Annotated in this window: 24 protein-coding genes and 1 pseudogene; 15 read left to right on the forward strand and 10 right to left on the reverse strand. The window is 71.3% G+C overall.

What is annotated here, in order from left to right:
- Window positions 1-166: 166 nt before the first annotated feature.
- Window positions 167-805 (forward strand): TetR/AcrR family transcriptional regulator, encoded by a 639-nt coding sequence (locus tag AYL44_RS09685; RefSeq protein WP_064003085.1) that lies wholly within the window; start codon window positions 167-169, stop codon window positions 803-805.
- A 4-nt stretch (window positions 806-809) separates the two neighbouring features.
- Here AYL44_RS09685 and AYL44_RS09690 read toward each other — a convergent pair whose 3' ends face one another.
- Window positions 810-1,208 (reverse strand): hypothetical protein, encoded by a 399-nt coding sequence (locus AYL44_RS09690; protein ID WP_064003086.1) that lies wholly within the window; start codon window positions 1,206-1,208, stop codon window positions 810-812.
- Between the two features lie 117 nt (window positions 1,209-1,325).
- Here AYL44_RS09690 and AYL44_RS09695 point away from each other — a divergent pair, with 117 nt between their 5' ends.
- Both AYL44_RS09695 and AYL44_RS09700 read left to right on the forward strand, forming a co-directional pair.
- A complete protein-coding gene (locus tag AYL44_RS09695) occupies window positions 1,326-1,754 on the forward strand; it encodes a YciI family protein (protein ID WP_064003087.1) in 429 nt (142 codons plus the stop codon).
- Window positions 1,755-1,761: 7 nt separating this feature from the next.
- A pseudogene (locus tag AYL44_RS09700) lies at window positions 1,762-3,009 on the forward strand (RNA polymerase sigma factor).
- Window positions 3,010-3,086: 77 nt separating this feature from the next.
- Here AYL44_RS09700 and AYL44_RS09705 read toward each other — a convergent pair.
- The gene (locus tag AYL44_RS09705; RefSeq protein ID WP_064003248.1) at window positions 3,087-4,496 is read right to left on the reverse strand and encodes an HNH endonuclease signature motif containing protein; all 1,410 of its coding nucleotides are present in this window, start codon (window positions 4,494-4,496) and stop codon (window positions 3,087-3,089) included.
- Window positions 4,497-4,882: 386 nt separating this feature from the next.
- Here AYL44_RS09705 and AYL44_RS09710 point away from each other — a divergent pair, with 386 nt between their 5' ends.
- Window positions 4,883-6,064 (forward strand): NAD(P)/FAD-dependent oxidoreductase, encoded by a 1,182-nt coding sequence (locus AYL44_RS09710; RefSeq protein ID WP_064003088.1) that lies wholly within the window; start codon window positions 4,883-4,885, stop codon window positions 6,062-6,064.
- Window positions 6,065-6,235: 171 nt separating this feature from the next.
- Window positions 6,236-6,616 carry a hypothetical protein gene (locus AYL44_RS09715; RefSeq protein ID WP_231872770.1) on the forward strand — a complete coding sequence of 127 codons (381 nt, stop codon included), beginning with the start codon at window positions 6,236-6,238 and terminating at the stop codon, window positions 6,614-6,616.
- A 33-nt stretch (window positions 6,617-6,649) separates the two neighbouring features.
- On the opposite strand, the gene AYL44_RS14895 is transcribed toward AYL44_RS09715, so the two are convergent.
- On the reverse strand, window positions 6,650-6,925 hold the full coding sequence (locus AYL44_RS14895) for an ATP-binding protein (protein WP_419865921.1): 276 nt from the start codon (window positions 6,923-6,925) through the stop codon (window positions 6,650-6,652).
- Between the two features lie 373 nt (window positions 6,926-7,298).
- On the opposite strand from AYL44_RS14895, the gene AYL44_RS09720 reads away from it, so the two are divergent.
- A complete protein-coding gene (locus tag AYL44_RS09720) occupies window positions 7,299-8,258 on the forward strand; it encodes an alpha/beta fold hydrolase (RefSeq protein ID WP_064003249.1) in 960 nt (319 codons plus the stop codon).
- On the opposite strand, the gene AYL44_RS09725 is transcribed toward AYL44_RS09720, so the two are convergent.
- Window positions 8,236-9,234: an endonuclease/exonuclease/phosphatase family protein gene (locus AYL44_RS09725; protein WP_064003090.1), complete on the reverse strand. Its 999-nt coding sequence runs from the start codon at window positions 9,232-9,234 to the stop codon at window positions 8,236-8,238. The genes AYL44_RS09720 and AYL44_RS09725 overlap by 23 nt on opposite strands.
- A gap of 102 nt (window positions 9,235-9,336) precedes the next feature.
- Between AYL44_RS09725 and AYL44_RS09730 the strand changes: the two genes are divergently transcribed.
- Window positions 9,337-10,170 carry a MerR family transcriptional regulator gene (locus AYL44_RS09730; protein WP_231872771.1) on the forward strand — a complete coding sequence of 278 codons (834 nt, stop codon included), beginning with the start codon at window positions 9,337-9,339 and terminating at the stop codon, window positions 10,168-10,170.
- 24 nt (window positions 10,171-10,194) lie between these two features.
- On the opposite strand, the gene AYL44_RS09735 is transcribed toward AYL44_RS09730, so the two are convergent.
- Complete coding sequence (locus AYL44_RS09735) at window positions 10,195-11,238, reverse strand: GNAT family N-acetyltransferase (protein ID WP_064003091.1); 1,044 nt, start codon at window positions 11,236-11,238, stop codon at window positions 10,195-10,197.
- Window positions 11,239-11,417: 179 nt separating this feature from the next.
- Here AYL44_RS09735 and AYL44_RS09740 point away from each other — a divergent pair, with 179 nt between their 5' ends.
- The 4 genes from AYL44_RS09740 (at window position 11,418) to AYL44_RS09755 (ending at window position 14,574) form a co-directional block, all read left to right on the forward strand.
- On the forward strand, window positions 11,418-11,936 hold the full coding sequence (locus tag AYL44_RS09740; RefSeq protein ID WP_157532622.1) for a hypothetical protein: 519 nt from the start codon (window positions 11,418-11,420) through the stop codon (window positions 11,934-11,936).
- Window positions 11,937-12,081: 145 nt separating this feature from the next.
- The gene (locus AYL44_RS09745) at window positions 12,082-13,635 is read left to right on the forward strand and encodes a molybdopterin-dependent oxidoreductase (RefSeq protein WP_064003093.1); all 1,554 of its coding nucleotides are present in this window, start codon (window positions 12,082-12,084) and stop codon (window positions 13,633-13,635) included.
- A gap of 25 nt (window positions 13,636-13,660) precedes the next feature.
- The gene (locus AYL44_RS09750) at window positions 13,661-14,149 is read left to right on the forward strand and encodes a MogA/MoaB family molybdenum cofactor biosynthesis protein (protein WP_064003094.1); all 489 of its coding nucleotides are present in this window, start codon (window positions 13,661-13,663) and stop codon (window positions 14,147-14,149) included.
- Entirely contained in the window at window positions 14,146-14,574 is a 429-nt protein-coding gene (locus tag AYL44_RS09755) for a molybdenum cofactor biosynthesis protein MoaE (protein WP_064003095.1), read from the forward strand. The genes AYL44_RS09750 and AYL44_RS09755 overlap by 4 nt, the downstream gene beginning before the upstream one ends.
- A gap of 17 nt (window positions 14,575-14,591) precedes the next feature.
- On the opposite strand, the gene AYL44_RS09760 is transcribed toward AYL44_RS09755, so the two are convergent.
- Genes AYL44_RS09760 through AYL44_RS09775 form a run of 4 tightly spaced genes read right to left on the reverse strand, consistent with a single transcriptional unit; the run spans window position 14,592 to window position 17,321 of the window.
- Complete coding sequence (locus AYL44_RS09760) at window positions 14,592-14,825, reverse strand: MoaD/ThiS family protein (protein WP_064003096.1); 234 nt, start codon at window positions 14,823-14,825, stop codon at window positions 14,592-14,594.
- Entirely contained in the window at window positions 14,822-15,316 is a 495-nt protein-coding gene (gene moaC, locus AYL44_RS09765; protein ID WP_064003097.1) for a cyclic pyranopterin monophosphate synthase MoaC, read from the reverse strand. The genes AYL44_RS09760 and moaC overlap by 4 nt, the downstream gene beginning before the upstream one ends.
- On the reverse strand, window positions 15,313-16,545 hold the full coding sequence (glp, locus tag AYL44_RS09770) for a gephyrin-like molybdotransferase Glp (RefSeq protein WP_064003098.1): 1,233 nt from the start codon (window positions 16,543-16,545) through the stop codon (window positions 15,313-15,315). The genes moaC and glp overlap by 4 nt, the downstream gene beginning before the upstream one ends.
- Window positions 16,542-17,321, reverse strand: coding sequence for a HesA/MoeB/ThiF family protein (locus AYL44_RS09775; protein WP_064003099.1), 780 nt, complete (start codon window positions 17,319-17,321; stop codon window positions 16,542-16,544). Before AYL44_RS09775 ends, glp begins: the two co-directional genes overlap by 4 nt.
- A gap of 124 nt (window positions 17,322-17,445) precedes the next feature.
- On the opposite strand from AYL44_RS09775, the gene AYL44_RS09780 reads away from it, so the two are divergent.
- The 4 genes from AYL44_RS09780 to AYL44_RS09795 are packed head-to-tail and all read left to right on the forward strand — an operon-like array spanning window position 17,446 to window position 20,423.
- Window positions 17,446-17,838: a TOBE domain-containing protein gene (locus AYL44_RS09780; protein WP_064003100.1), complete on the forward strand. Its 393-nt coding sequence runs from the start codon at window positions 17,446-17,448 to the stop codon at window positions 17,836-17,838.
- A gap of 1 nt (window position 17,839) precedes the next feature.
- The gene (gene modA, locus AYL44_RS09785; protein WP_064003101.1) at window positions 17,840-18,586 is read left to right on the forward strand and encodes a molybdate ABC transporter substrate-binding protein; all 747 of its coding nucleotides are present in this window, start codon (window positions 17,840-17,842) and stop codon (window positions 18,584-18,586) included.
- Window positions 18,583-19,365, forward strand: coding sequence for an ABC transporter permease (locus AYL44_RS09790; protein ID WP_064003102.1), 783 nt, complete (start codon window positions 18,583-18,585; stop codon window positions 19,363-19,365). The genes modA and AYL44_RS09790 overlap by 4 nt, the downstream gene beginning before the upstream one ends.
- Window positions 19,362-20,423 carry an ABC transporter ATP-binding protein gene (locus AYL44_RS09795; RefSeq protein ID WP_064003103.1) on the forward strand — a complete coding sequence of 354 codons (1,062 nt, stop codon included), beginning with the start codon at window positions 19,362-19,364 and terminating at the stop codon, window positions 20,421-20,423. The genes AYL44_RS09790 and AYL44_RS09795 overlap by 4 nt, the downstream gene beginning before the upstream one ends.
- On the opposite strand, the gene AYL44_RS09800 is transcribed toward AYL44_RS09795, so the two are convergent.
- Window positions 20,410-20,799 (reverse strand): hypothetical protein, encoded by a 390-nt coding sequence (locus AYL44_RS09800; protein ID WP_064003104.1) that lies wholly within the window; start codon window positions 20,797-20,799, stop codon window positions 20,410-20,412. The two genes, AYL44_RS09795 and AYL44_RS09800, sit on opposite strands and share 14 nt — an antisense overlap.
- Between the last annotated feature and the right edge of the window lie 10 nt (window positions 20,800-20,809).

Below are 20,809 nucleotides of genomic sequence, written 5' to 3' on the forward strand. Positions count from 1 at the left end.
TGTGGGTCCCGGCGCCGCATACAGACCTCCGAAGGAGTGCCACTCGGCGCTGAGTGTGATTGCATGGGAAAACTTACAATCAAGTAAGTAAGTTCACAACCTCGGATGATGCGGGCGCCGGGATCTGCGTAAGATCTGATCCGCAGCGGGGAGAAGAAGGCGGATCATGGCCGAAAGTCGGCACCAGACGAAGTCGCGCCCGGCGACGCTCGTCCGTCGTCGGGAGATCCTCGACGCGGCCCAGGAGATCTTCGGGTCCAAGGGCTTCGCGAACGGCACCCTGCAGGACATCGCCGAACAGGTCGGCATGACGCACGCCGGCATACTGCATCACTTCGGGTCGAAGGATCAGCTGCTCCTCGAAGTGCTCGAGCACCGTGATCAGACGGATGTCGTCGACCTGGACGGCGGGCGGATCCCGGGCGGGATGGAGCTGTTCCGCCACCTCGTGCACACGGCGATGATGAACATGCGCCGGGCGGGGATCGTGCAGGCCTACGCGGTGCTGTCGGCGGAGTCGGTCACCGACGACCACCCCGGGCGGTCGTACTTCGAGCACCGGTACACGGTGCTGCGCAAGGATCTGCGCGAGGCGTTCGAGCGCATCTGCCAGGAACGCGGCATCACCGAGCCGGGGTCGATCGCGCACGGCTCGGCCGCGATCCTCGCGGTGATGGACGGGCTGCAGATCCAGTGGCTACTCGACCCGACGGCGGTGGACCTCGGCCGCGCGTCGGAGTTCGCGATCGAGGCGATCGTGGCGGCCGTGGTCGAGCCGCGCAGGCCGGTGCTTGCGGACGGGTGACCCGTCAGGGCACGTACGGCGTCGACGAGTAGTCGAGGACGACGACGAGCTCGCCGTCGCCGACCGTCCCGAACGCCGAGACGGTGCGCGGGTCGACGAAGGTCCCAGGGATGAGCTGCTGCGGAGTGGTCCCGAGCTCGTCGGCGAGTGCCTCGGGGGTTGTTCCGTCGGCGGGGGTGAGGGTGAGCGTGCGAGAGCAGCCGCCGCTGCCGCATCCGATCGTGTCCGATGACACGGTGACGTCGGCCGGGAGGGTGAGGGCGGATGCCGGGGGCACGTCGCCTTCGTCGGCGAGGACCATGAGCCAGGCGACGCGGAGACCGTAGGCGAGGATCGCCGCCGCGATGAGGCTGAGCGCGACGATCAGGACGACGGTTCGTCGGGGACTCGCGGTGGCACGCACACCTTCACGTTAGAGCGCGGAAGAATTTCTCGACGCGATGTCGATTCCGCATGCGCTCGTTCGACGCGATAGTGAGAGGGACGAGATCGCGTCCCCCCGAACACTCAGGAGACAACCATGAAGCACATGCTGATCATGCGGGCCACCCAGGCTGCCGTGGAGAACTACGAGAACATGGACTTCGAGGCGGTCATCAATGCGATGGGCGCGTACAACGAAGCGATGATGAAGGCCGGCGTGCTGGTCGCCGGCGAGGGGCTCGCGCCCGAGGCGGGGTACGTCGTGGACTTCTCGGGCGAGACGCCGGTCGTCAGCGATGGCCCCTACGGCGAGATCCACGAGCTGTTCAACGGGTTCTGGATCCTGCAGACCGCGACGGTCGAAGAGGCGATCGAGTGGGCGAAGCGGGCGCCGCTGACGCCGGGCAACAAGCTCGAGGTGCGTCGCGTGACGGACGAGTCGGACTTCGCGGACTACTCGGACAACGAGTACATCCAGAAGGAAAAGGGCTGGCGCGCGGAGCAGGCCGAGAACGCGGGCGACTGAGCCGATCGTGGGTGATGCTCGGCGTCAGGTCGAGGCCGTTTGGCGCATCGAGGGCGCGCGGATCGTGGCATCCGTCGCCAAGATGACGGGCGACCTCGGCCTCGCCGAGGACGTTGCGCAGGAGGCTCTCGTCGAGGCGTTGCGTTCCTGGCCGAACGAGGGCGCGCCGGCCAACCCGGGCGCGTGGCTGACGGCGGTGGCGAAGCGCCGGGGCGTGGATGCGTGGCGGCGCCGGTCGGCGCTCGATGAGCGGTACGCGGGGATCGCGCGCGAGTGGGACGAGGCGGTGGATGCCGAGTGGGAGCCGATCGACGACGACATGCTGCGGCTCGTGTTCACGGCGTGCCACCCCGCGCTGTCGCGCGAGTCGCAGGTCGCGTTGACGCTGCGGGTGGTGGCGGGGCTGACGACGGAGGAGATCGCGCGGATGCTGCTCACGTCGGTGCCGACGGTGCAGGCGCGGATCACGCGGGCGAAGAAGACGTTGACGGCGGCGGGGGTGCCGTTCGAGACGCCGGATCCGTCGGAGTGGACGGCGCGGCTCGGTGCCGTGCTCGGGGTGATCTACCTCGTCTTCACGGAGGGCTACGCGGCGACGGCCGGTGACCGGTGGGTGCGTCCGGATCTGGCGGACGAGGCGATCCGGCTGGGACGCGTGGTGTCGGGGCTGCTGCCGCGTGAACCCGAGGCGCTCGCGCTGTTGGCGCTGATGGAGTTCCAGCGGTCGCGGTTCGCGGCGCGCGAGACCGCGTCGGGGGGTGCGGTGCTGCTCGCCGACCAGGACCGGTCGCGGTGAGATCGCGGTCAGATCGCTCGGGCGGCGGACGAGTTGCGACGGGCGGATGCCGTGGCTGCGGCGCGCGGGCTCGGGCGGGGTCCGTACGCGCTGCAGGCGGAGATCGCGCAGTGCCATGCGGTGGCGCCGAGTGTGGCGGAGACCGATTGGGGTCGGATCGTGCTGCTGTACGAGATCCTCGGTCGGGTCGCGCCGAGCCCGATGGTGGAGCTGAACCGGGCCGCGGCGGTGTCGATGGCGGTGGGTCCGGCGGAGGCGCTGGCGATCGTCGACGAGGTGGAGCGCGCCGGGGCGCTGCGCGGGTCGCATGTGGTTCCGAGCGTGCGGGGGGAGTTGCTGGCGCGGTTGGGGCGGGCGTCGGAGGCGCGGACCGAGTTGCTGGCAGCAGCGGAGCTGACCGCGAACACGGTGCAGCAGGCGGTGCTGCGGGAGAAGGCGGCGGGGCTCGGCGCGGAGTAGGTCGGTGGTGGGTCGGGGGCGTGGGGCTCGACTGGCGCACGCACGCGCGCGGCGTCTGGGCGCGCCCGATGGTCGCGTCAGAAGGGTGCGGGTTCCGTTGGTGCGGGTGGTGGGGGTGGTGGTGCGGCAGGGGTGAAGGCGACGGCCGGGGTGGGGGCGTCTTCGCGATAGATCCTGCCGAGGGGTGAGGTCCATTCGAGGACTCCACCCTTGAGTTGTCGGACCCTCCAGGCGGTGAATTGCTTCATGGAGTGATGCCGTTGGCACAGGTGGGCGAGGTTCGACAGTTCGGTTCGTCCGCCGAGGGCGTGATCGTGGGTGTGATCCACTTCGCAGCGGATCGCCGCGACGCGGCAACCCGGGAACCGGCAGTGCTGGTCCCGAGCTTGCAGAAACCGGCGCATCCCGGACGGGACTCGGTACGAATCTGTCGAGACCGTGACCCCGGCGGTCGGGTCGTGGAACAAGCGCTCCCAGACGTGGATGCCGCCGGCGAGGGTGCGGGCGGTCGCGGGGTCAATGGGGGAGCGGCCGGTCAGGTCGCACGGCCCATCGTCCTCGCCCGTGAGGGTGGCGGCGGGGACGAGGACCTGCACGCGGGCGCGGATCGCGCCCAACGGACCGGCGGTGGTGTCTCGGGTGTCGTCGAGGGCGGGTATTCCCGCGAGCAAGAGGTCGGCGAACACGTCGGCCCGGACCTGATCGGCGGACCGGTTGTCAGTGGCGACGATCACGGCAGCGTCCTCGCTGTCGCTGTCGCTGTCGCTGTCGCTGTGCGTGACTGCGGCCCCGAACGCGACACCGATACCTCCGCGCGCAGCGACGCGTTCGTCGCGGGTGTCGATAATCGCCCGCGCCTGCTGCGTGAGCCGGTCGTGGATCCCTTCGGCGATCACCGTCGGGACGGTTGCGACCACGTCGGACATCCCGTCTCGTCCCGGCACGATCCGCACGCATCGCGTCGCCGCGGCTTCCTCGTGCCGTTCCGCGAACGAGCGCGGGTGCATCCGGTGGGCGAGGATCTCCAACTCGCCTCGCACCCGGTTCGGGGTATCGCGTTCGCACCGGCCGATCGCGACCTGCTCGAACTCGGCCCACATCTCCGGCGGGAGGCTCGTCCCGGTCTCGAGGATCGCGATCGCGTGACCACGCACGATCCGCCCCCGTTCCCACGCCTCAACCGTCGCGGGAAACCCTTCGACCAGGGTTCGTGCTTCACCGATCCGCCGTTGAACGGTCCGGTCGGTCACGCGCATCACACCGCCGACCTCGGCCGCGATCGATCGCAACGCCATGTCGTGAACCTGCACCCGCGCATTGCGCTGCGCGGTCTGCGCCTCGGCCAGACGGCCGGCGGCGGCCAGCATCCGCAGCTCCCGGACCTGCGCCCGCGCAAGCTCGACGGCGACATCACTCGCGTCCGCGACGATTCCCGCCAGGGTGGTGAGATAGTCCTCGCCACCGGGGGTTTTCGCCGCATCCGTCATATCTGCACTCTGCCACTGGCCACCGACATCCACCCCGGCAAAACCGGCCCAGATCACATGATGTGGACATCCCGGAAATGAGAGTCCTCTCGTTCTTCGCGAGGGCGGGAGAAGCGACTCGGTCCGCCCCCGACGGCAACCGCAACTCAAGGTGAAGGCGCCGGAATCGGATGGTGTCGCTGGATTCGGATGGACAACCTCACGCGATCCGAATCCGACGCACATCTCCGAATCCGCGCCACCTAACCGCCCCTCGCGCACCCGCCCCGCCGCGTACCGCGCCCGCCGCCCCCCACCTAACCGCCCCCGCGCACACACGCAACCCCGCCGCCGATCCCACCGCTCCCACTTACCGTTGCCCCAAACGAACCGAGCGGAGCGAAGCGATGAGGACCTACGACTATCTGATCGTCGGCGGCGGAATGGTGGCGGATGCGGCGGCGCGCGGCATCCGGGAACTGGATCCCGACGGGACGATCGGGATCCTCAGCGCGGACATCGACCCGCCGTACACGCGGCCGGCCTTGTCGAAGAAGCTCTGGACCGACCCGGACTTCACGTGGGACCAGGTTCCGCTCGGCACCGTGGAGACGACCGGCGCCGAGCTGCGGCTCGAGACGCTCGTCACGGCCATCGATCGAGACGCGAAGACGGTCTCGATCGGTGATGGGCACGAGCTCGGCTACCGCCGCCTGCTGCTCGCGACCGGCTCGAAGCCCCGCGAGATCCCGGCGCCGGAGGACGACCGCGTGCTGTTCTTCCGCTCGGCGGACGACTATCGGCGGTTGCGCGAACTCGCGGCACAGGGCGGTCGTGCCGTCGTGGTCGGCGGCGGCTACATCGGCGCCGAGATCGCGGCCGCGCTCGTACAGAACGGCGTCGAGACCGAGCTGGTGTTCCCGTCCGAGGTCCTCGGCGACGGCACGTTCCCGCCCGAGCTCGCCCGGCGTTACGAGCAGCTGTTCCGTGACGGAGGGGTCGAGCTCCGCCCGAACGCGCGCGTCGAAGAGGTCCGGACGGAGGGGAACCGCCTGCACGTCGTGCTCGAGGGCGGCGACGAACGACCGGCGGACATCGTCGTGCTCGGCCTCGGCGTCGACCCCGTGACCGACCTCGCCGAGCAGGCGGGCCTCGTCGTCGACGAGGGCGTCGTCGTCGACGAGCACCTCGTCACGAGCGACGACGCGATCTGGGCTGCGGGCGACATCGCGTCGTACCCCGACCCGATCCTCGGGCGCACGCGCGTCGAGCACGTCGACAACGCGAACGAGATGGGTGCCGCGGTCGGCCGCTCCATGGCGGGGGAGCGCCTGCCCTACACGCACACGCCGTATTTCTACTCAGCCGTGTTCGGCGTGCGATGGGAGGCGGTCGGCACGCTCGATCCCGAGAAGGACCCGCTCGTCGTCGACCTCGACGCGGACCGCACGGTCGTCTACTACCGCGACGAGTCCGGCGCTCCCGTCGGCGTGCTGCTCTGGAACGTCGAGGACGCTCGCGACCTCGCCCGCGCGGTGTTGGTCGACGGTGAGACGGATGCCGAGGCCCTCCGCGCGCGCATCGGCTGAGTCCCGGGTGCGGGGGTCCCGCATCTGTGCCAGGGTGGGCGCATGCGCCGCTCCCTCGTGACCGCCGTGGCCGGCTGCCTCGTCGTCACCACAGGTCTGACGGGCTGCGCGTCCGAGTCTGCCGTGACGCTCGGGAGCGGTTACGTAGTCTGCGCCCCATCGGATGGGCGGATGATCACCTTCGGCGATGTCGCAAGAGCGTCCGAGGGGGCGGCGGTCGTGATGGATTCGGTCGAGCTCGTGGATCCCGAAGGTCTCGAGCTCCGAGAGACCTACCTGGTCCCCATCGAGAACAGTACGAGCCTCGGCGCCGACGCCTACCCGCCGGATCCTCAGTTCTGGGATCGCCGGCTCGACGTCCGCGGCACGGTGGTCGACGCGGGTGCGGAGATGACCGTGATGTTCGCCGTCGCCCCTGTCGGGGGCGGTGAGGTCCACCGGTCGGAGGGATACGTCGTGCGGTATTGGCTCGATGGGCGGTTGGTGGCCGCGACCAGCGACGGCCAGTTCGTCATCGCGCCAGACTGCGCCGCAACCGAGGACCCCGAGTAGAGCGCCGCGGACCTCCGCGCCCCGGACGCGGACTCAGGCGAGCGGCAGCGTGATCGTGACGGTCGTCCCGATGCCGACCTCGCTGTCGATCTCGAGGGTGCCGCGGTGCTCGGAGATGGACGCCGCGACACTCGCCAGCCCGATCCCCGACCCGCCGTCCCACGTCGAACGTCCGCTGGCGTTCGCGGGCGTTCCGGGACGCGTCCGCCATGAGCACGCTCGCCATCGCCCCGCGATGCTCGCTGGTCTCGATCGCGAGGCGGAGGTGCCGGTTCTCGCCGCCCAGATCCTCCTCGAGCAGGTCGAGATAGCCGCGCAGGGCTGTCACGGGCGAGATCAAGTCGTGGGCGAAGGTGCGCTGCAGCGAGACCTGCTCATCCTCGGCGCGCTTCTCGCCGCTGATGTCACGCACGATCTTCTGCTCTCGTCGGCCGTGTACCCCTTGAGCGTCTCGGCACCGGCGTTCCAGCCGCGGACGACGCCGTCGGGATCGAGCTTAACGATGGCGAAGAGGGCGACCTGCTCCTCCCACGCCTCGAGGACGTCTGCGCGTGTTCTCATGATCGCCCGTCCCGTCCAGTGGGTGTGTGGGCCCAGCCGAGAAGCAGTTGGGTGGTGGACGCGCAGAGAGCGGATGCCGGTGCTCGCCGATCCGATGTCGTCACCGCGACGAATCACCACTGTGAGGGGGAGCGAGCACCGCGAGACGCCGTCGACGGCGCGAACTCGGCTGACGACGGATGCCGCGGCTCTGGGCCTGCGGACGGTCCGGGTCCCGACGGCAGTCGGTGTCGTCTCGGTACGCGTGGGCGATCGGCGTGGACCGGTCGCCACCGTATTCCTGCACGGCGCAGCAGGGTCGTGGACCACCTGGACGCCGTTGCTGGAAGAGGCCGCTCGCAGCGGGGCGCCGCTGCCGGACGTCGTGGCGTTCGATATCCCTGGCTGGGGTGAGAGCGAGTCACCGCGCGACGGTGTCGACATCGTGCGTACGACAACCGCCGTCCTCGAGGTCATCGAGCGGCTGGGTTACCGGCGGTCGGTGGTCGTCGGGCATTCACTCGGGGGTGCGCTGGCCTTGGACCTCGCGGCCCGGGCCCCGGAGATGACGGACGGGGTGGTCCTCGTGTCCCCGTCCGGGGCCGCCGCGTTCGACGCCGTGCGGCGACCGATCCGAGGCGGTCTGCGCCTGCCGGGATTGGCGGGGATGCTCCTCGCGATGCGGTTCCTCCGCACCCTGGGCGGTGCGGCGGCGGGGTTCCTGCGTCGACTCGAGCGGGCCGGATTGCTCCGCGTGCTGAGCTCACCTCTCTTCGCTGCGCCGCGCGACATCGACCCCTCTGTCATCCGCGCGCTCGCCGCTGAGATCCGTCCCGCTGCGTTCGTCGCCGCCGCCCGTGCGGCCGCCGCCTACGACGAGTCGTCGTGGCGCGGCATCCGCTGCCCGGTCAGGGCGGTCCAGGGTGACCGCGATGTCTTCGTGGGTGAAGGGGATGCGGCGGCGTTGTCGGCCGCGATCGTGGACTTCCGCGAGACGACGCTGGACGGCGTCGGGCATTTCGCGGCGATCGAAAGGCCGGCGGCGGTGCTTGCTCTGATGAAACGCGTCGTCGCTGACGTCAGCGCGCGGCGCCCTCGATGAGGGCGGGCACCACGTCCGCGACGATCGGGCGGTGGTCGGTGCGGATGCCGGGGACGTCGAGGGTCGCGACTCTCTCGGCATCCCACCTCTCGGAAACGAGCACGTTGTCGATCGCCGCGCCGAACAGCGGCGGAATCGACGCGGGCCACGACGGCGCGAACGCGGCAGCGGATCGGCAGAAGCCGAGCCTGCCGCGTGGCATGTTGGGGGCGACGGCGTTGAAATCTCCGGCGGCGATCGCATCGGGTGACGCGCACTGCTCCGCGATCCAGTCGAGGCCGCGATCCCGCAGAGTCGTGTCCCCGTCGATACCGGGGCGGACGAGGTGCACGGCGACGATCTCGGGAGCGGCGCCGTCGGTCTCGGGCGTCAGGACGAATCCAGAGGTCGCGCCCGAGTCGTCCGCCGCGCTGACGCGGAAGGGCGGCAGGTCGTCGGTGACCAGAACGGTGACGGCGATGCCGCGTACCCCGTAGCTGACGTAGCCCGCCGGCAGGTCGCCGGACTGGAGGTTCCCCTCGTACAGCTCGCTGAACACGACGACATCCGGCTCGAGCGTCTCGATCAGTCGGTTCCGCGCGACAGGGCTCTCCGCCGTCTGCTGCACGTTCCACGCGAGCAGGCGGAGAGCGTCGGTGGAGCGAGCGGGAAGGGACTCCGGGGGTATCGGCGCCGGCGTCACCGCGAGGGTCACCACCATCGCTGCGAGGAGGCCCGCCGACACGCTGCCGGTGACGATGCGTGCTGGGCGCGATGCGCGGCCGGATGCCACGGCCACGGCGCTCAGCACGAGAGAGGCGCCGAGCAGCCCGGCGAACACGATGCCGGGGAACGCGAGCGCTCCGCTGAAGAGCCCCCACCTCGCTCCGAAACCGACCTGCAGCCCGGTGATGTAGACGAGCGCGATCACGCCGAGTGCGGCCGCGCACGCGGTGAGGAACGTGCCGCGCCGGGTCGGTCGATCCTTCTCCGGCATCTCGTGAGTCTCCTCCCTCGCCGATGCGACGCGACGCGCGCGCCGCAGGCTCACGCTATCGGTGCTTGACCTCGCCCCAGGGGCATGGCCGAGGCTGAGCACGTGACAGAACACGAGGAGTGGATGACCGCCGGACGGTTCGGCGCAGAGACGCTGCTGTCCGCGAAGGCGCTGCGAATCTACGCCGAGCGCGGGCTGCTGCAGCCGCGCCGCATCGATGAGAGCACCGGCTACCGCTACTACTCGGCCGATCAGGTGCCGACCGGATGGCTGATCGCGCTGCTGCGCTCAGCGGATCTGTCCCTCGATCGGATCGCGGCGATCATCGAGGCCGCCGACACCGATCCGGTCGCTGCGGTCACCCTGCTGGACGACGCCATCGACGCGATGTATCGCCGCAACGAGTCCAACGCCGTCGTGCTCGCCCGAGCGCGGCTGCATCTCACGAAGGAGAATCACATGTCCACTGTCGAGACCGCGATCGAAGCCGACCGCCCCGTGATGAGCGTGATGCGTCGGATGGCGCCGCACGAGATGGACGAGGTGATCCACACCGAGGTCGGCCGCCTGCGCGACCTCGCCACGCGCCACGGCCTGTGCCCGACCGGCGACGCGTTCGGGGTGTTCCACGCCCCGGTGACGGACGACTCCGACGGACCGCTCGAGATCGTGCTTCCCGTCGACGGTCTCATCGACGAGACCGACGGCGTGCGCAGCTATCGGATGACCGGGGGACAGGTCGCGCTCCGGCACGCGGAAGGTCGCGAGACGGACTTCCCCGAGATCCTCGCGCTCTACGACGAGGTGCACGCGTGGATCACGGATGCCGGGGCCACCCCGGTCGGCCCGCCCCGGGAGATCTGGCACAACTCACCCCGAGATGACGAGGATCTCCGGCTGACGGTCGCCTGGCCGTTCGCGGACGGAGGCCGCTGACCGCCGCCGAGAGCTCGATGGCCTTCAGAGCCGCCGCACCATCGCGACGACCCGGTGCGTCGCGATGAATCCGACCCCCTCGTAGAGCCGGTTGGCTCCGGTGGGGGAGTCGGTGTCGACATCGAGCACGGCACGCTCCAGCCCCTCGGCCGTGATCGCCTCGAGCGCCGCCGCGATGACGAGCGGCGCGAGCCCCTGCCGGCGATGCGATCGGATGACCCCAATGAGGTCGATGTAGGCGTGCGATGCACCGAGGGCGGCGAAGTCGTGCTCATTGACCGAGGCGAGACAGAACGCGACGATCTGCCCGTCATCGGTGACGGCCATGCGGGACAGGTCGGGTCGGAAGAAGTCGCCGCCGACGAACTGCTGCCAGCGTTCCTCGTTCGACGGCAGGCTTCCCCAGTGATCGCGGAAGGCGTCGTTGCGCGCGGCGAGGGCGTCGGCATCCCGTGCCCGGTCATACGGCACGAGCGAGATGCCCTGCGGCACCGGAAGGGCGGTCACGGGCTGGGCGAGGTCGCGCTCCATCGTCGAGAACCAGCGCTCGGCGGTATACCCCTGCGCCGCCAGGATCGTGGCGTGGTCGGTGTTGGGCTCTTCGACGTACGCCTTGAGTCGGCCCTCCGACCCGCCGCCCTCGAGCGATTGAGCCGCCCGCGCGACCTGCTGCTGCGCCCGCGCGTCGAGCCAGCCCAGCAGTGCTGTTCCGATGCCGCGGCGGCGCCACTGCGGGTGGACCGCGCCGCTCAGGTCGACCGACAGCATCCCTCCGGCCCGCGACGGGTGCAGGGCACTGACGCCGGTCGCGACGATCTCGCCGTCGGCGGTGACGGCGACCAGGGTGTCGCGCGCGGGGTCGATGTGCGTCGACTCGAACGCCTCGGCCACGTCTTGCCGCGGAGTCGTCCACGTGGGGTGGTCGATCGCGTCTGCCGCGCTGACGACCGCGTGGATCGCGTCGATGTCGGCGGATGCCGCTGCGCGCCAGACGGCGATCGCCGGATGAGAGGGGAGCTGGGGCCCGGGTGTCTTCTCGAGACGATCGGCGAGGTGCGCGGGGGTCACCGGGCCGACACTACTCGACGCCGTCGACGGCCCGTCCCCGCGCGCCGATGCGAGACAAGCCCGTTGTCCTGCCACCCCTCAGCCCCCTAGTGTCCGGTCATGGGGACAGACACACGAGCCGCGCTCGAGACGCGCCTGCAAGAACTCATCGCCGCCACTCCCGAAGCGGTGGTGTGAGGATGCCGCGTAGAAGAGCGCCCCTGCGGGAGCAGGCGTTCCGGATCGGGACGCTGATGGCCGGTCCTGTGATCGCCCTCCTGGTGTTCGCCGGTCTCGCCGCGACAGGAATCTTCGAACCCGTGTCGCCGCTCGTCATCGTCATCGTCCTCGTGGCCATGGTGGTCCTCGCGGCGATCGGCGGGGGCATCGGCATGCTGGTGGGGAACCGCCTGGTGGGGGAGAGTATCGAACTCGCCGTGCGAGCTCCAGGGGACAAATGGCGTCACGCCCGCGCTGACGTGTCGCCCGGGAGGATGCGGTTGCAGAAGTACCGGTGGCAGCTGCGGATCCCCGCCGGCGAACCGATGGACCTCGACGTCGACCATGTGGGATCGGAGGAACGCAAGTCGAAGCCCTCCCAGTGGTGGTCGATGAACCCGCAGATAAGGATTGTCGACGTGCAGACGCCGCAGGGCACGTTCGAAATGGGAGCGTTGCCCAGTCACCTCTCGGAGCTGCGCCAGCGTCTCAGAGGCTGAGCCCCTGCGGCATCCGCCCCGCTTCCGCAAGAGCGAGCTTTCGCTCACACGACCGGCCAGAGTGAGACGCATCAGCTCGCCTCGCGTGCCGCTCTTCGGTTCATCCGATCGCGTGTTCGCTCCGAACACCTGTTGAAGGGATGACATGAGCACTCACACCAGCGGTAAGCGGTTCACTCTGTGGGCCGCCCTCTCGGGGATCGTCGCGGGCGCGGTGTTCCTCGCCATCGCCGAACTCGCAGCCCTCCTGTTCTCGAGCACGGCGAGTCCGATCCTCGCCGTGGGGTCGTTCGTCGTCGACATCGTGCCGCGGCCGCTCAAGGAGTTCGCGATCACGACGTTCGGCGAGTACGACAAGGTCGCTCTGCTCGCGGGGCTCGGCCTCGCGGTCGCGATCGCGTCGGCGATCGCCGGCATCCTCGAGTACGTGCGACCGCCCGTCGGCGTGATTGCGCTCTTCGTCGCGGGGATCCTGTCGGGTGCGGCGATCGTCACCCGCGCCGACGCCACGCCGCTTGCGTTCCTTCCGCCCACGCTCGGCACGCTCGGCTCCGCCGCGGTCCTGTTCCTGCTCGGACGGTGGCTGCGCGGCTGGCGAGACGACACCCACACCGGTGAGGCACAGGGCCTCGACCGCCGCCGCTTCCTGCTGACGACCGCTATCGCCGGGGCATCCGCTGTCGTCGGGGGCGTCACGGCCCGCGCGGTGAGCGCCGCCACCGCTTCGGCCGACGCGATCCGTCGGGCGCTCAAGCTGCCCGCCCCGAGAAGCACCGTGACGATCCCCGCGGGTGCCGAGCTCGACGTGAAGGGCATCAGCCCCCTGATCACCCCGAACGCCGACTTCTACCGCGTCGACACGGCGCTCACCGTGCCGACGGTCGACCCCTCGACGTGGCGGCTCGTCATCGACGGCATGGTCGACCGGCGCGTCGAGCTCAGCTTCCAGGACCTGCTCGACATGGGTCTCGACGAGTACGCGATCACGCTCACGTGCGTCTCGAACGAGGTCGGCGGTGGGCTCGTCGGCAACGCGATCTGGCAGGGCGTGCCGCTGCGCGAGGTGCTGAAGATGGCGGGACCGAAGGCGGATGCCGACATGATCCTCTCCCGCAGCGTCGACGGCTACACGGCGAGCACTCCGCTGTCTGCGGGGACCGACGAGAACCTCGACGCGATCCTCGCCGTCGCGATGAACGGCGAACCGCTGCCGCCCGAGCACGGCTTCCCGGTCCGCATGGTGATCCCCGGCCTCTACGGCTACGTCTCGGCCACGAAGTGGGTCACCGAGCTGAAGATCACGACGTTCGCCGCCGACGAGGCGTATTGGACGCCGCGCGGATACTCCGCGGAGGCGCCCATCAAGTTCTCCTCCCGCGTCGACACCCCGAAGAGCGGCACCCCCGTCGCTGCCGGCAAGGTCCCCATCGCCGGCGTCGCGTGGGCGCAGACGGTGGGCATCGAGCGCGTCGAGGTCAGCATCGACGACGGCGACTGGCAGGCGGCGAAGCTCTCGAACCCGATCAACGAGGACACCTGGGTCCAGTGGGTGCTCGAGTGGGATGCGACGCCGGGGCCGCACTACGTGGCCGTGCGCGCGATCAACAAGAACGGCGAAACGCAGATCGAGGAGCGTGCGCCGATCGCGCCCGACGGCTCGACCGGCTGGCAGCGCTCGCTCATCACCGTCTCATCGTGAGCCCGCGGCCGTCTAGGGTGAGCCTGTGACCCCCGTGCGTGCCTTCGTCATCACCGTCTCGGACCGCTCGGCCGCAGGGGAGCGCGAGGATCGCGGGGGTCCCCTCGCCGTCTCGCTCCTCGACGCAGCCGGCATCGCGACCGCAGGCACCGCCGTCGTCCCCGACGGAGCGGATGCCGTGGCGCAGGCTCTCCGCGATGCGCTCGACTCCGGGGCCCGGCTCATCGTCACGACCGGCGGCACCGGTGTGGGTCCGCGCGACCGCACCCCCGAGGGCACGGAGCGTGTGGTGACGCGACAGCTCCCCGGTATCGCCGAGGAGCTCCGTCGTGTCGGCCTCGCCGACACCCCGATGTCGCTGCTCTCCCGCGGGATCGCGGGCGTCATCGAGCCGGAGGGGGCGCTGGTCGTCAACCTGCCGGGCTCGACCCGCGCGGTGACCTCCGGCATCCCGGTGATCGTGTCGGTCGCCGCCCACGTGCTCGATCAGGTGAGGGGCGGGGACCACTCGTGAACACGGTGCGCATCGCCCGCCTCGAGGAGGCGACTCTCGACGTCGAGGCGCACCTGCGCGCCGTCGAGGACCCCCGGTACGGCGCGGTGACGACGTTCATCGGGCGGGTGCGCGACAACGATCCGGATGCCGCGACCACGGTCGTCGGGCTCGAGTACAGCTCCCACCCCGACGCCGAGGCGACGTTGCACCGCATCGCCGCGGAGGCGGGGGATGCCGCGGACGCCGTCGTCGCCGTCAGTCACCGCATCGGCAGCCTCGCCGTCGGCGACGCGGCAGTCGTCATCGCGGTCGCGTCGGAGCATCGCGCCGAGGCGTTCGAGGTCTGCCGCGCGATCATCGAGACGATCAAGACCGACCTGCCGGTGTGGAAGCGTCAGGTCGAGGAGGACGGCACGACCGCCTGGAAGGGCATCGGCGGCTGACCCCCGCCCGCCCGCCCTTATCCGCCGGCGAACGGCGGCAGCACGTCGATGAGGCGCGCGCCGGCGAGCGAGGCGTCGCCGTCGGTCCGCACGCCGTCGACCAGCACGGCGCAGTCGGGCAGCACGAACCACAGCTTCGGGTGCTCGTCGAGCACGGCGGTGCGGAGCTCGTCGAGGGTCGCCTCGGTCCGCTCCTCGCTCTCGGTCCCGGCGGCCTCGGCGGCTGCCGCGAAGTAGCGCACGAGAGTCATGCCTGTTCCTCCTGGACGGACTCGCCGGGGCGCACCCAGTCGCCCGAGCGACCGCCCGACTTCGCGACGATGCGGATGTTCTCCATGACGACGGCGCGATCGAGGCCCTTGATCATGTCGACGACGGCGAGCGCGGCGACCGACACCGAGGTGATGGCCTCCATCTCGACGCCGGTGCGGTCGGCGGTCCCCACGGTGGCCTCGATCTCGACGCCCTCGTCGGTGATCTCGAGTTCGACGGATGCCCGGTGCACGCCGATGACGTGCGCCAGGGGCAGCAGCGTGGCGGTGGACTTCGCCGCCTGGATGCCGGCGATCCGGGCCACGGCGAGCACGTCGCCCTTCGGCGCGGTGCCGTCGCGGAGCGCGGCGATCACGTCGGCGCTGCACCGGACGAACCCGCGGGCGGTCGCCGTGCGGACCGTCGGGGTCTTCGCTGTGACGTCGACCATGTGCGCCCGGCCGGCCGAATCGAGGTGGGGAAAGCTCATCCCACCAGCATGACATCTACGTCGTCGCCGACGGCCACGCGTGCGACCTCGGCGGGAACGATCGCGAACGCGGATGCCCGTGCCAGCCCGCCGGCCAGGTGCGAGCCCGAGCCGCCCGCCGTCGCGGGGCGCACCGTGCGGGCGACGAGGTCGACGACCGCGGGCAGGTATTGGCGACGCCCAGGCGGTGTTGTCCACGACTCCGCCGCGGCGAGCGTCAGGCGCGGGCGCTGGATCTCGCTGCGACCCTGCATCGCGAGGAGGGCGGGCCGCACGAACACCTCGAACGACACGGCGACGCTGACCGGGTTGCCGGGAAGGCCGAACACGAGGCATCCGTCACCCACTGTGCCGAAGGCCTGAGGCTTGCCCGGCTGCATCGACACGCGGGTGAACTCGACCTCGCCGTGGCCGTCGAACGCGGCGCGGACGGGTTCGTAGGCGCCGGCGCTCACACCGCCGGTGAAGACGATGACGTCGGCGCCGGCGGCGCGGGCGTCGGCCGTCACCTGCGCGACCGCCGCGCCGTCGTCCGGGACGCGCGCGGTGAGGACGAGCTCGGCATCCGCGTCGACGACGAGCTGCGCGAGGAGCGGTCCGTTCGAGTCGGGAATGAGCCCGCGCCGCACGGGCTCACCGGGGGCGAGCAGCTCGCTGCCGGTGGAGACCACGGCGACGCGGGGTGCCCGGGCGACGGTCACCACGTCGATGCCCGCCGCGACTGCCGCGGCCACCTGGAACGGTCCCAGGCGCTCGCCCGCGTCGACGACCACGTCGCCGGCGCGCAGGTCGGCGCCGCGGCGGCGGATGAACGCGCCCGGGGTCGGCGTCTCGAGCACCTCGACGGTGCCGAGCGAGTCGGCCAGGCCGCCCACCGTGCTCTCGAACGGCACGATGGCGTCGGCGGCCGTCGGTGTCGGCGACCCGGTCATGATGCGTGCCGCCTCGCCCGCGGCGAGCGGGGGATCGGTCGCGACCCCCGCCGGCAGGTCCGCGACGACACGGAGCGAGACGGGATGCCCCGGCCCCACCGCTGCGACGTCGGCCGCGCGCACGGCGAACCCGTCCATCGCGGAGTTGTCGAACAGGGGGATGTCGTGTGCGGCGACGGCGGGTGCCGTGAGCGTGCGCCCCGCGGCGTCACCGATGGGGAGGGTCTCGCCGGCGATCGGGCGCACCGCGGCGAGGACGCGGGCGAGCTGGTCCTCGACGCTGCGGAGCCCGCTCATGCGCCGGCCGCCGCGGTCGCCGCCGAGCGGAGCGGGAGTTCGTGCTGTCGGCTCGAGAGGGCGTCGAGCACGAGCATGCGGCCGAGCAGCGGCTGCCCGACGCCGATCGCCAGCTTGACGACCTCCGTGGCGAGGATGCCGCCGACCTGCACGCACAGCGCGCCGAGCACGCCGACCTGGGCGCACGTCGGCGGGTCGCCCTCTGTGCCGACGGCGAACAGGTCGTTCAGCACGACGGCGTCGCCCTCGGTCGGGCGCGACCAGAAGACGGTGACCTGCGCGTGCCATTCGCGCACGGCGCCCCAGACGAGCGGCACACCGAGCGCCTCGGTGGCCGCCGCGACGGCGCGACGAGTCGCGAACGAATCGCTCGTGTCGATGACGATGTCGGCGCCCGCGAAGAATTCCTGCGCGTTGCTCTCGTCGAGACGGGCGGTGATCGGGGTGACGACCGTGACGGGGGAGAGGGCGGCGACCGCGCGCACCGTGCTCTCGGTCTTGTGCACCCCGATGTCCTCGATGCGGTGCGCGATCTGGCGCTGCAGGTTGTGCAGCTCGACCGTGTCGTCGTCGATGACGGTGATCGCGCCGATGCCCGCGGCGGCGAGGGCGAGGATGGCCGGCGAGCCGATGCCGCCCGCGCCGACGACGGCCACGCGGGTGTTCGCGAGACGTCGCTGCCCCTCGTCGCCGATGCCTTTCAGCACCGTGTGGCGCGCGGTGCGCCGGCGCTCGTCGGGATCCAACTCGGGCACGGGATCGACCAACGGGCGCATGTCCCGAGTGTACGTGTGTCGGTGATGGCAGGGCCGTCGCGGAATCGGATGCCGACGGGCGAACGGGTCCGCAGATGCGGCATCGTGGGCCCCGAATCAGCCGCGCGTGCGGCATGATCGAACCATGACGACCTACCGTGTGGCCCGGGCCGCCCGGCTGCTGGGTGTGAGCGACGACTCCGTGCGGCGCTGGATCGACCAGGGCCTGCTCCCCGTGACCGATGCCGTGCCCGCCGAGATCCCCGGTGAGGCCCTCGCGGCGTTCGCGGTGACCATGGCGAACGACCCCGGTGACGGGTTCGAGCACCGTTCGAGCGCGCGCAACAGCTTCGTCGGGATTGTCACGCGGGTGCAGGTCGACGGGGTCATGGCGCAGGTCGACATCCAGGCCGGTCCTCACCGGGTGGTGTCGCTGCTGTCGGCCGAGGCGGTGCGCGAGCTGCAGCTCGAGGTCGGGACGACGGCGCGCGCCTCGGTGAAGGCGACGAACGTCGTCGTCGAGCTGGCGGGGGGCTGACGTGCGCCGCCCGGCCGTCGCGCTCGCTGCGCTCGTGCTCGCGCTGACCGGCTGCGCCGCCTCGACTCCGCCGGCGTCGGACGACGACATGAACGGCACCCTGACCGTGTACGCCGCAGCATCCCTGCGGGCGTCGTTCGACGAGGTCGCCGACGCGTTCACGGCGCAGCATCCGGGCGTGCGCATCAGTCCCGTGTACGACGGATCGTCGACGCTCGCCACGCAGATCGTCGAGGGTGCGCCCGCCGACGTCTTCGCGTCGGCTGACGAGGCGACGATGGCCAAGGTGTCGGAGCTCGCACCCGACCCCGCCGTCTTCGCGACGAACACGCTCGTGATCGTCGTCCCGGCTGGCAACCCGAAGAAGATCGCGTCGCTGGCCGATCTGTCCGGCGTCGTGACGGTGCTCTGCGCTCCGGAGGTGCCGTGCGGCGCGGCATCCGCTCGACTGCTCGAGGGCGCGGGTGTGACGGTCGACGCCGCGAGCCTCGAGCAGAACGTGACCGCGGTGCTCACGAAGGTGGCGGCGGGTGAGGCCGACGCGGGCCTCGTTTACGCGACCGACGTGGTCGGGCGCGACGACGTCGAGGCGATCGTCCCCGAGGGCAGCGGCGCCGTCGTGAACCGGTACGAGATCGCGACGCTGACGGATGCCGCGAACCCCGCGGCCGCCGATGCATTCGTCGCGTTCGTGCTGTCGGATGCCGGGCAGCGGATCCTCGCCGACCGCGGGTTCGGGGCGCCGTGAGCGTGGGGCGCGGCTACGTCCCGCGCACGCTGTCCGTACCGGCGCTGGTCGGGTTGTCGTTCCTGATCCTGCCGCTCGTGGCGCTCATCGCCCGGGTGCAGTGGTCGACGTTCGTCGCCGACGTGACGTCGCCCGCGGCGCTGTCGGCGCTGGGCCTATCGCTCGGCACGGGGGCGGCGGCGACCGCGGTCTGCGTCGTGATCGGGGTGCCGTTGGCGTTGCTGATCGCGCGGTCGGGTCCGCGGCTCGCGGCGGCGCTGCGGGCCGCGGTGACGGTGCCGCTCGTGCTGCCGCCGATGGTCGGGGGCATCGCGCTGCTGTACCTGTTCGGTCGGCAGGGGTGGCTGGGCGGATGGGGGCTGTCGTTCACGACGCCCGCCGTCGTCGTCGCGCAGACGTTCGTCGCGCTGCCGTTCCTCGTGCTCGCCGTCGAGGGCGCCGTGCGCTCGACCGGGGTGGAGTTCGAGCGCACCGCCGCCGCGCTCGGCGCCGGACGCTGGACGATCCTGCGGCGCATCACGCTGCCGCTCGCCGCCCCCGGGATCGTGGCCGGCGTCGTGCTGTGCTTCGCCCGCGCGATCGGCGAGTTCGGCGCCACCGCGCTGTTCGCGGGCAACCGACCCGGCGTCACGCAGACGATGCCGCTCGCGATCTACACGGCGTTCAACGGCGCCGGAGTGACGCAGGGCACGGCCGTCGCGCTCGCGCTGCTGCTGCTGGCCGCGGCGGTACTGGTGCTGATGCTGGTGCGCGGCTGGCGACCGGGAGCGGTGCGATGAGCGGGCTGCGGGCGCACGTCGTGGTGGAGCGTCCGCGGTTCCGTGTCGACGTCGAGATCGATGCGGATGCCGGGGAGACGGTCGCGGTCATGGGTCCGAGCGGCGCCGGCAAGTCGACGCTGCTCGAGGCGCTCGCCGGACTCGTGCCGCTCGACGGCGGCGAGATCGCGGTGGCCGGCCGCACAGTCGAGCGGGCGGCCGTTCCGCGGGTGCGCACGCCGCCGATGCAGCGCGGCGTGGTGCTGCTCGGGCAGGATCCGCGGCTGTTCCCCCACCTCAGTGCGCGCGAGAACGTCGCATTCGGTCCCCGCGCCACCGGGATGCCGGCCGTCCAGGCGCGCGCCGAGGCCGACGCCTGGCTCGAGCGGGTGGGCCTCGCGGGGACGGGTGCGCGGATGCCGCGCGAGCTGTCGGGAGGCGAGCAGCAGCGCGTCGCGGTCGCGCGGGCCCTGTCGGCGTCGCCGCGGGTGGTGCTGCTCGACGAGCCGCTGGTCGCGCTCGATCCCGTGACGGCGTTCGCGATCCGCGGGATGCTCCGCGAGCAGCTCGCCGGCACGACGACCGTCGCGGTCACGCACGACGCCGGCGACGCGGTCGCCCTCGCCGAGCGGCTGTTCGTGATCGAGGCGGGAGCCGTGGTGCAGAGCGGCGGGGTGCGCGAGGTGCTGCGGGCCCCGGCATCCGCTTTCGTCGCGTCGATCGCGGACATGAATCGGATGCCGGGGGTCGCCGCGCGCGGCGTGTGGCGAGGTGCGGCGGGGCAGGTGCTGACGAGCACGGATGCCGCGTCGATCGCGCTCGCCGCCGGGGACGGTGCGGCGCTCGCCGCCGTGTTCCGGCCGGACGACGTGCGGATCGTGAGCGCTGCGGGCGAGAACGCGTGGTCGGCGACGGTGGTGGGGGTGGAGCTGACGCTGTCGGGCACGCGGATCCGGACGACGGAGGGCGTGGTGGACCTGCGGGACGCGCCAGAAGCGGTGTCGGTGGGCGAGACGGTGTGGCTGCAGGTCGACCCGTCGCGCGTGCGGTTCGTCGCGGTACCGGCTACTTTCGGTTGACCCAGACGTTGTCGGAGATCATGTCGCGGTCCTCGCCGCCGCGGTAGCTGAGGTCGGCAGCCACGCTCGCGCTGTCGCTGATCGGTACTGACACGTAGTCGCGCGCGCATTCCGTGGTCTGCCAAGCGTCGTCGATAGCCAGCGACAGGCAGAGCGACTCGCTGTCGTCCGCCGCGCGGGCGAGGTAGACGTCGTAGTCGTCGGCCTGGCCGACGTAGCGAAGCGTGGTGACATCGATGGCGCCGTCGGCCCCGTCCACGACCGAGTCGGGGCGGTCACCAGCGGTCTGCTCGCGAGCGAACTCGGTCGGCGCGCATGCCGTGAGGAGCAGGGCGATAACGGCGAGGACCGGCAGGGCGGTGCGGCGAAGGCTCATGCGCGGAAAC

The sequence above is a fragment of the Microbacterium oleivorans genome, assembly GCF_001644225.1.
GTDB classification, from domain to species: domain Bacteria; phylum Actinomycetota; class Actinomycetes; order Actinomycetales; family Microbacteriaceae; genus Microbacterium; species Microbacterium gawkjiense.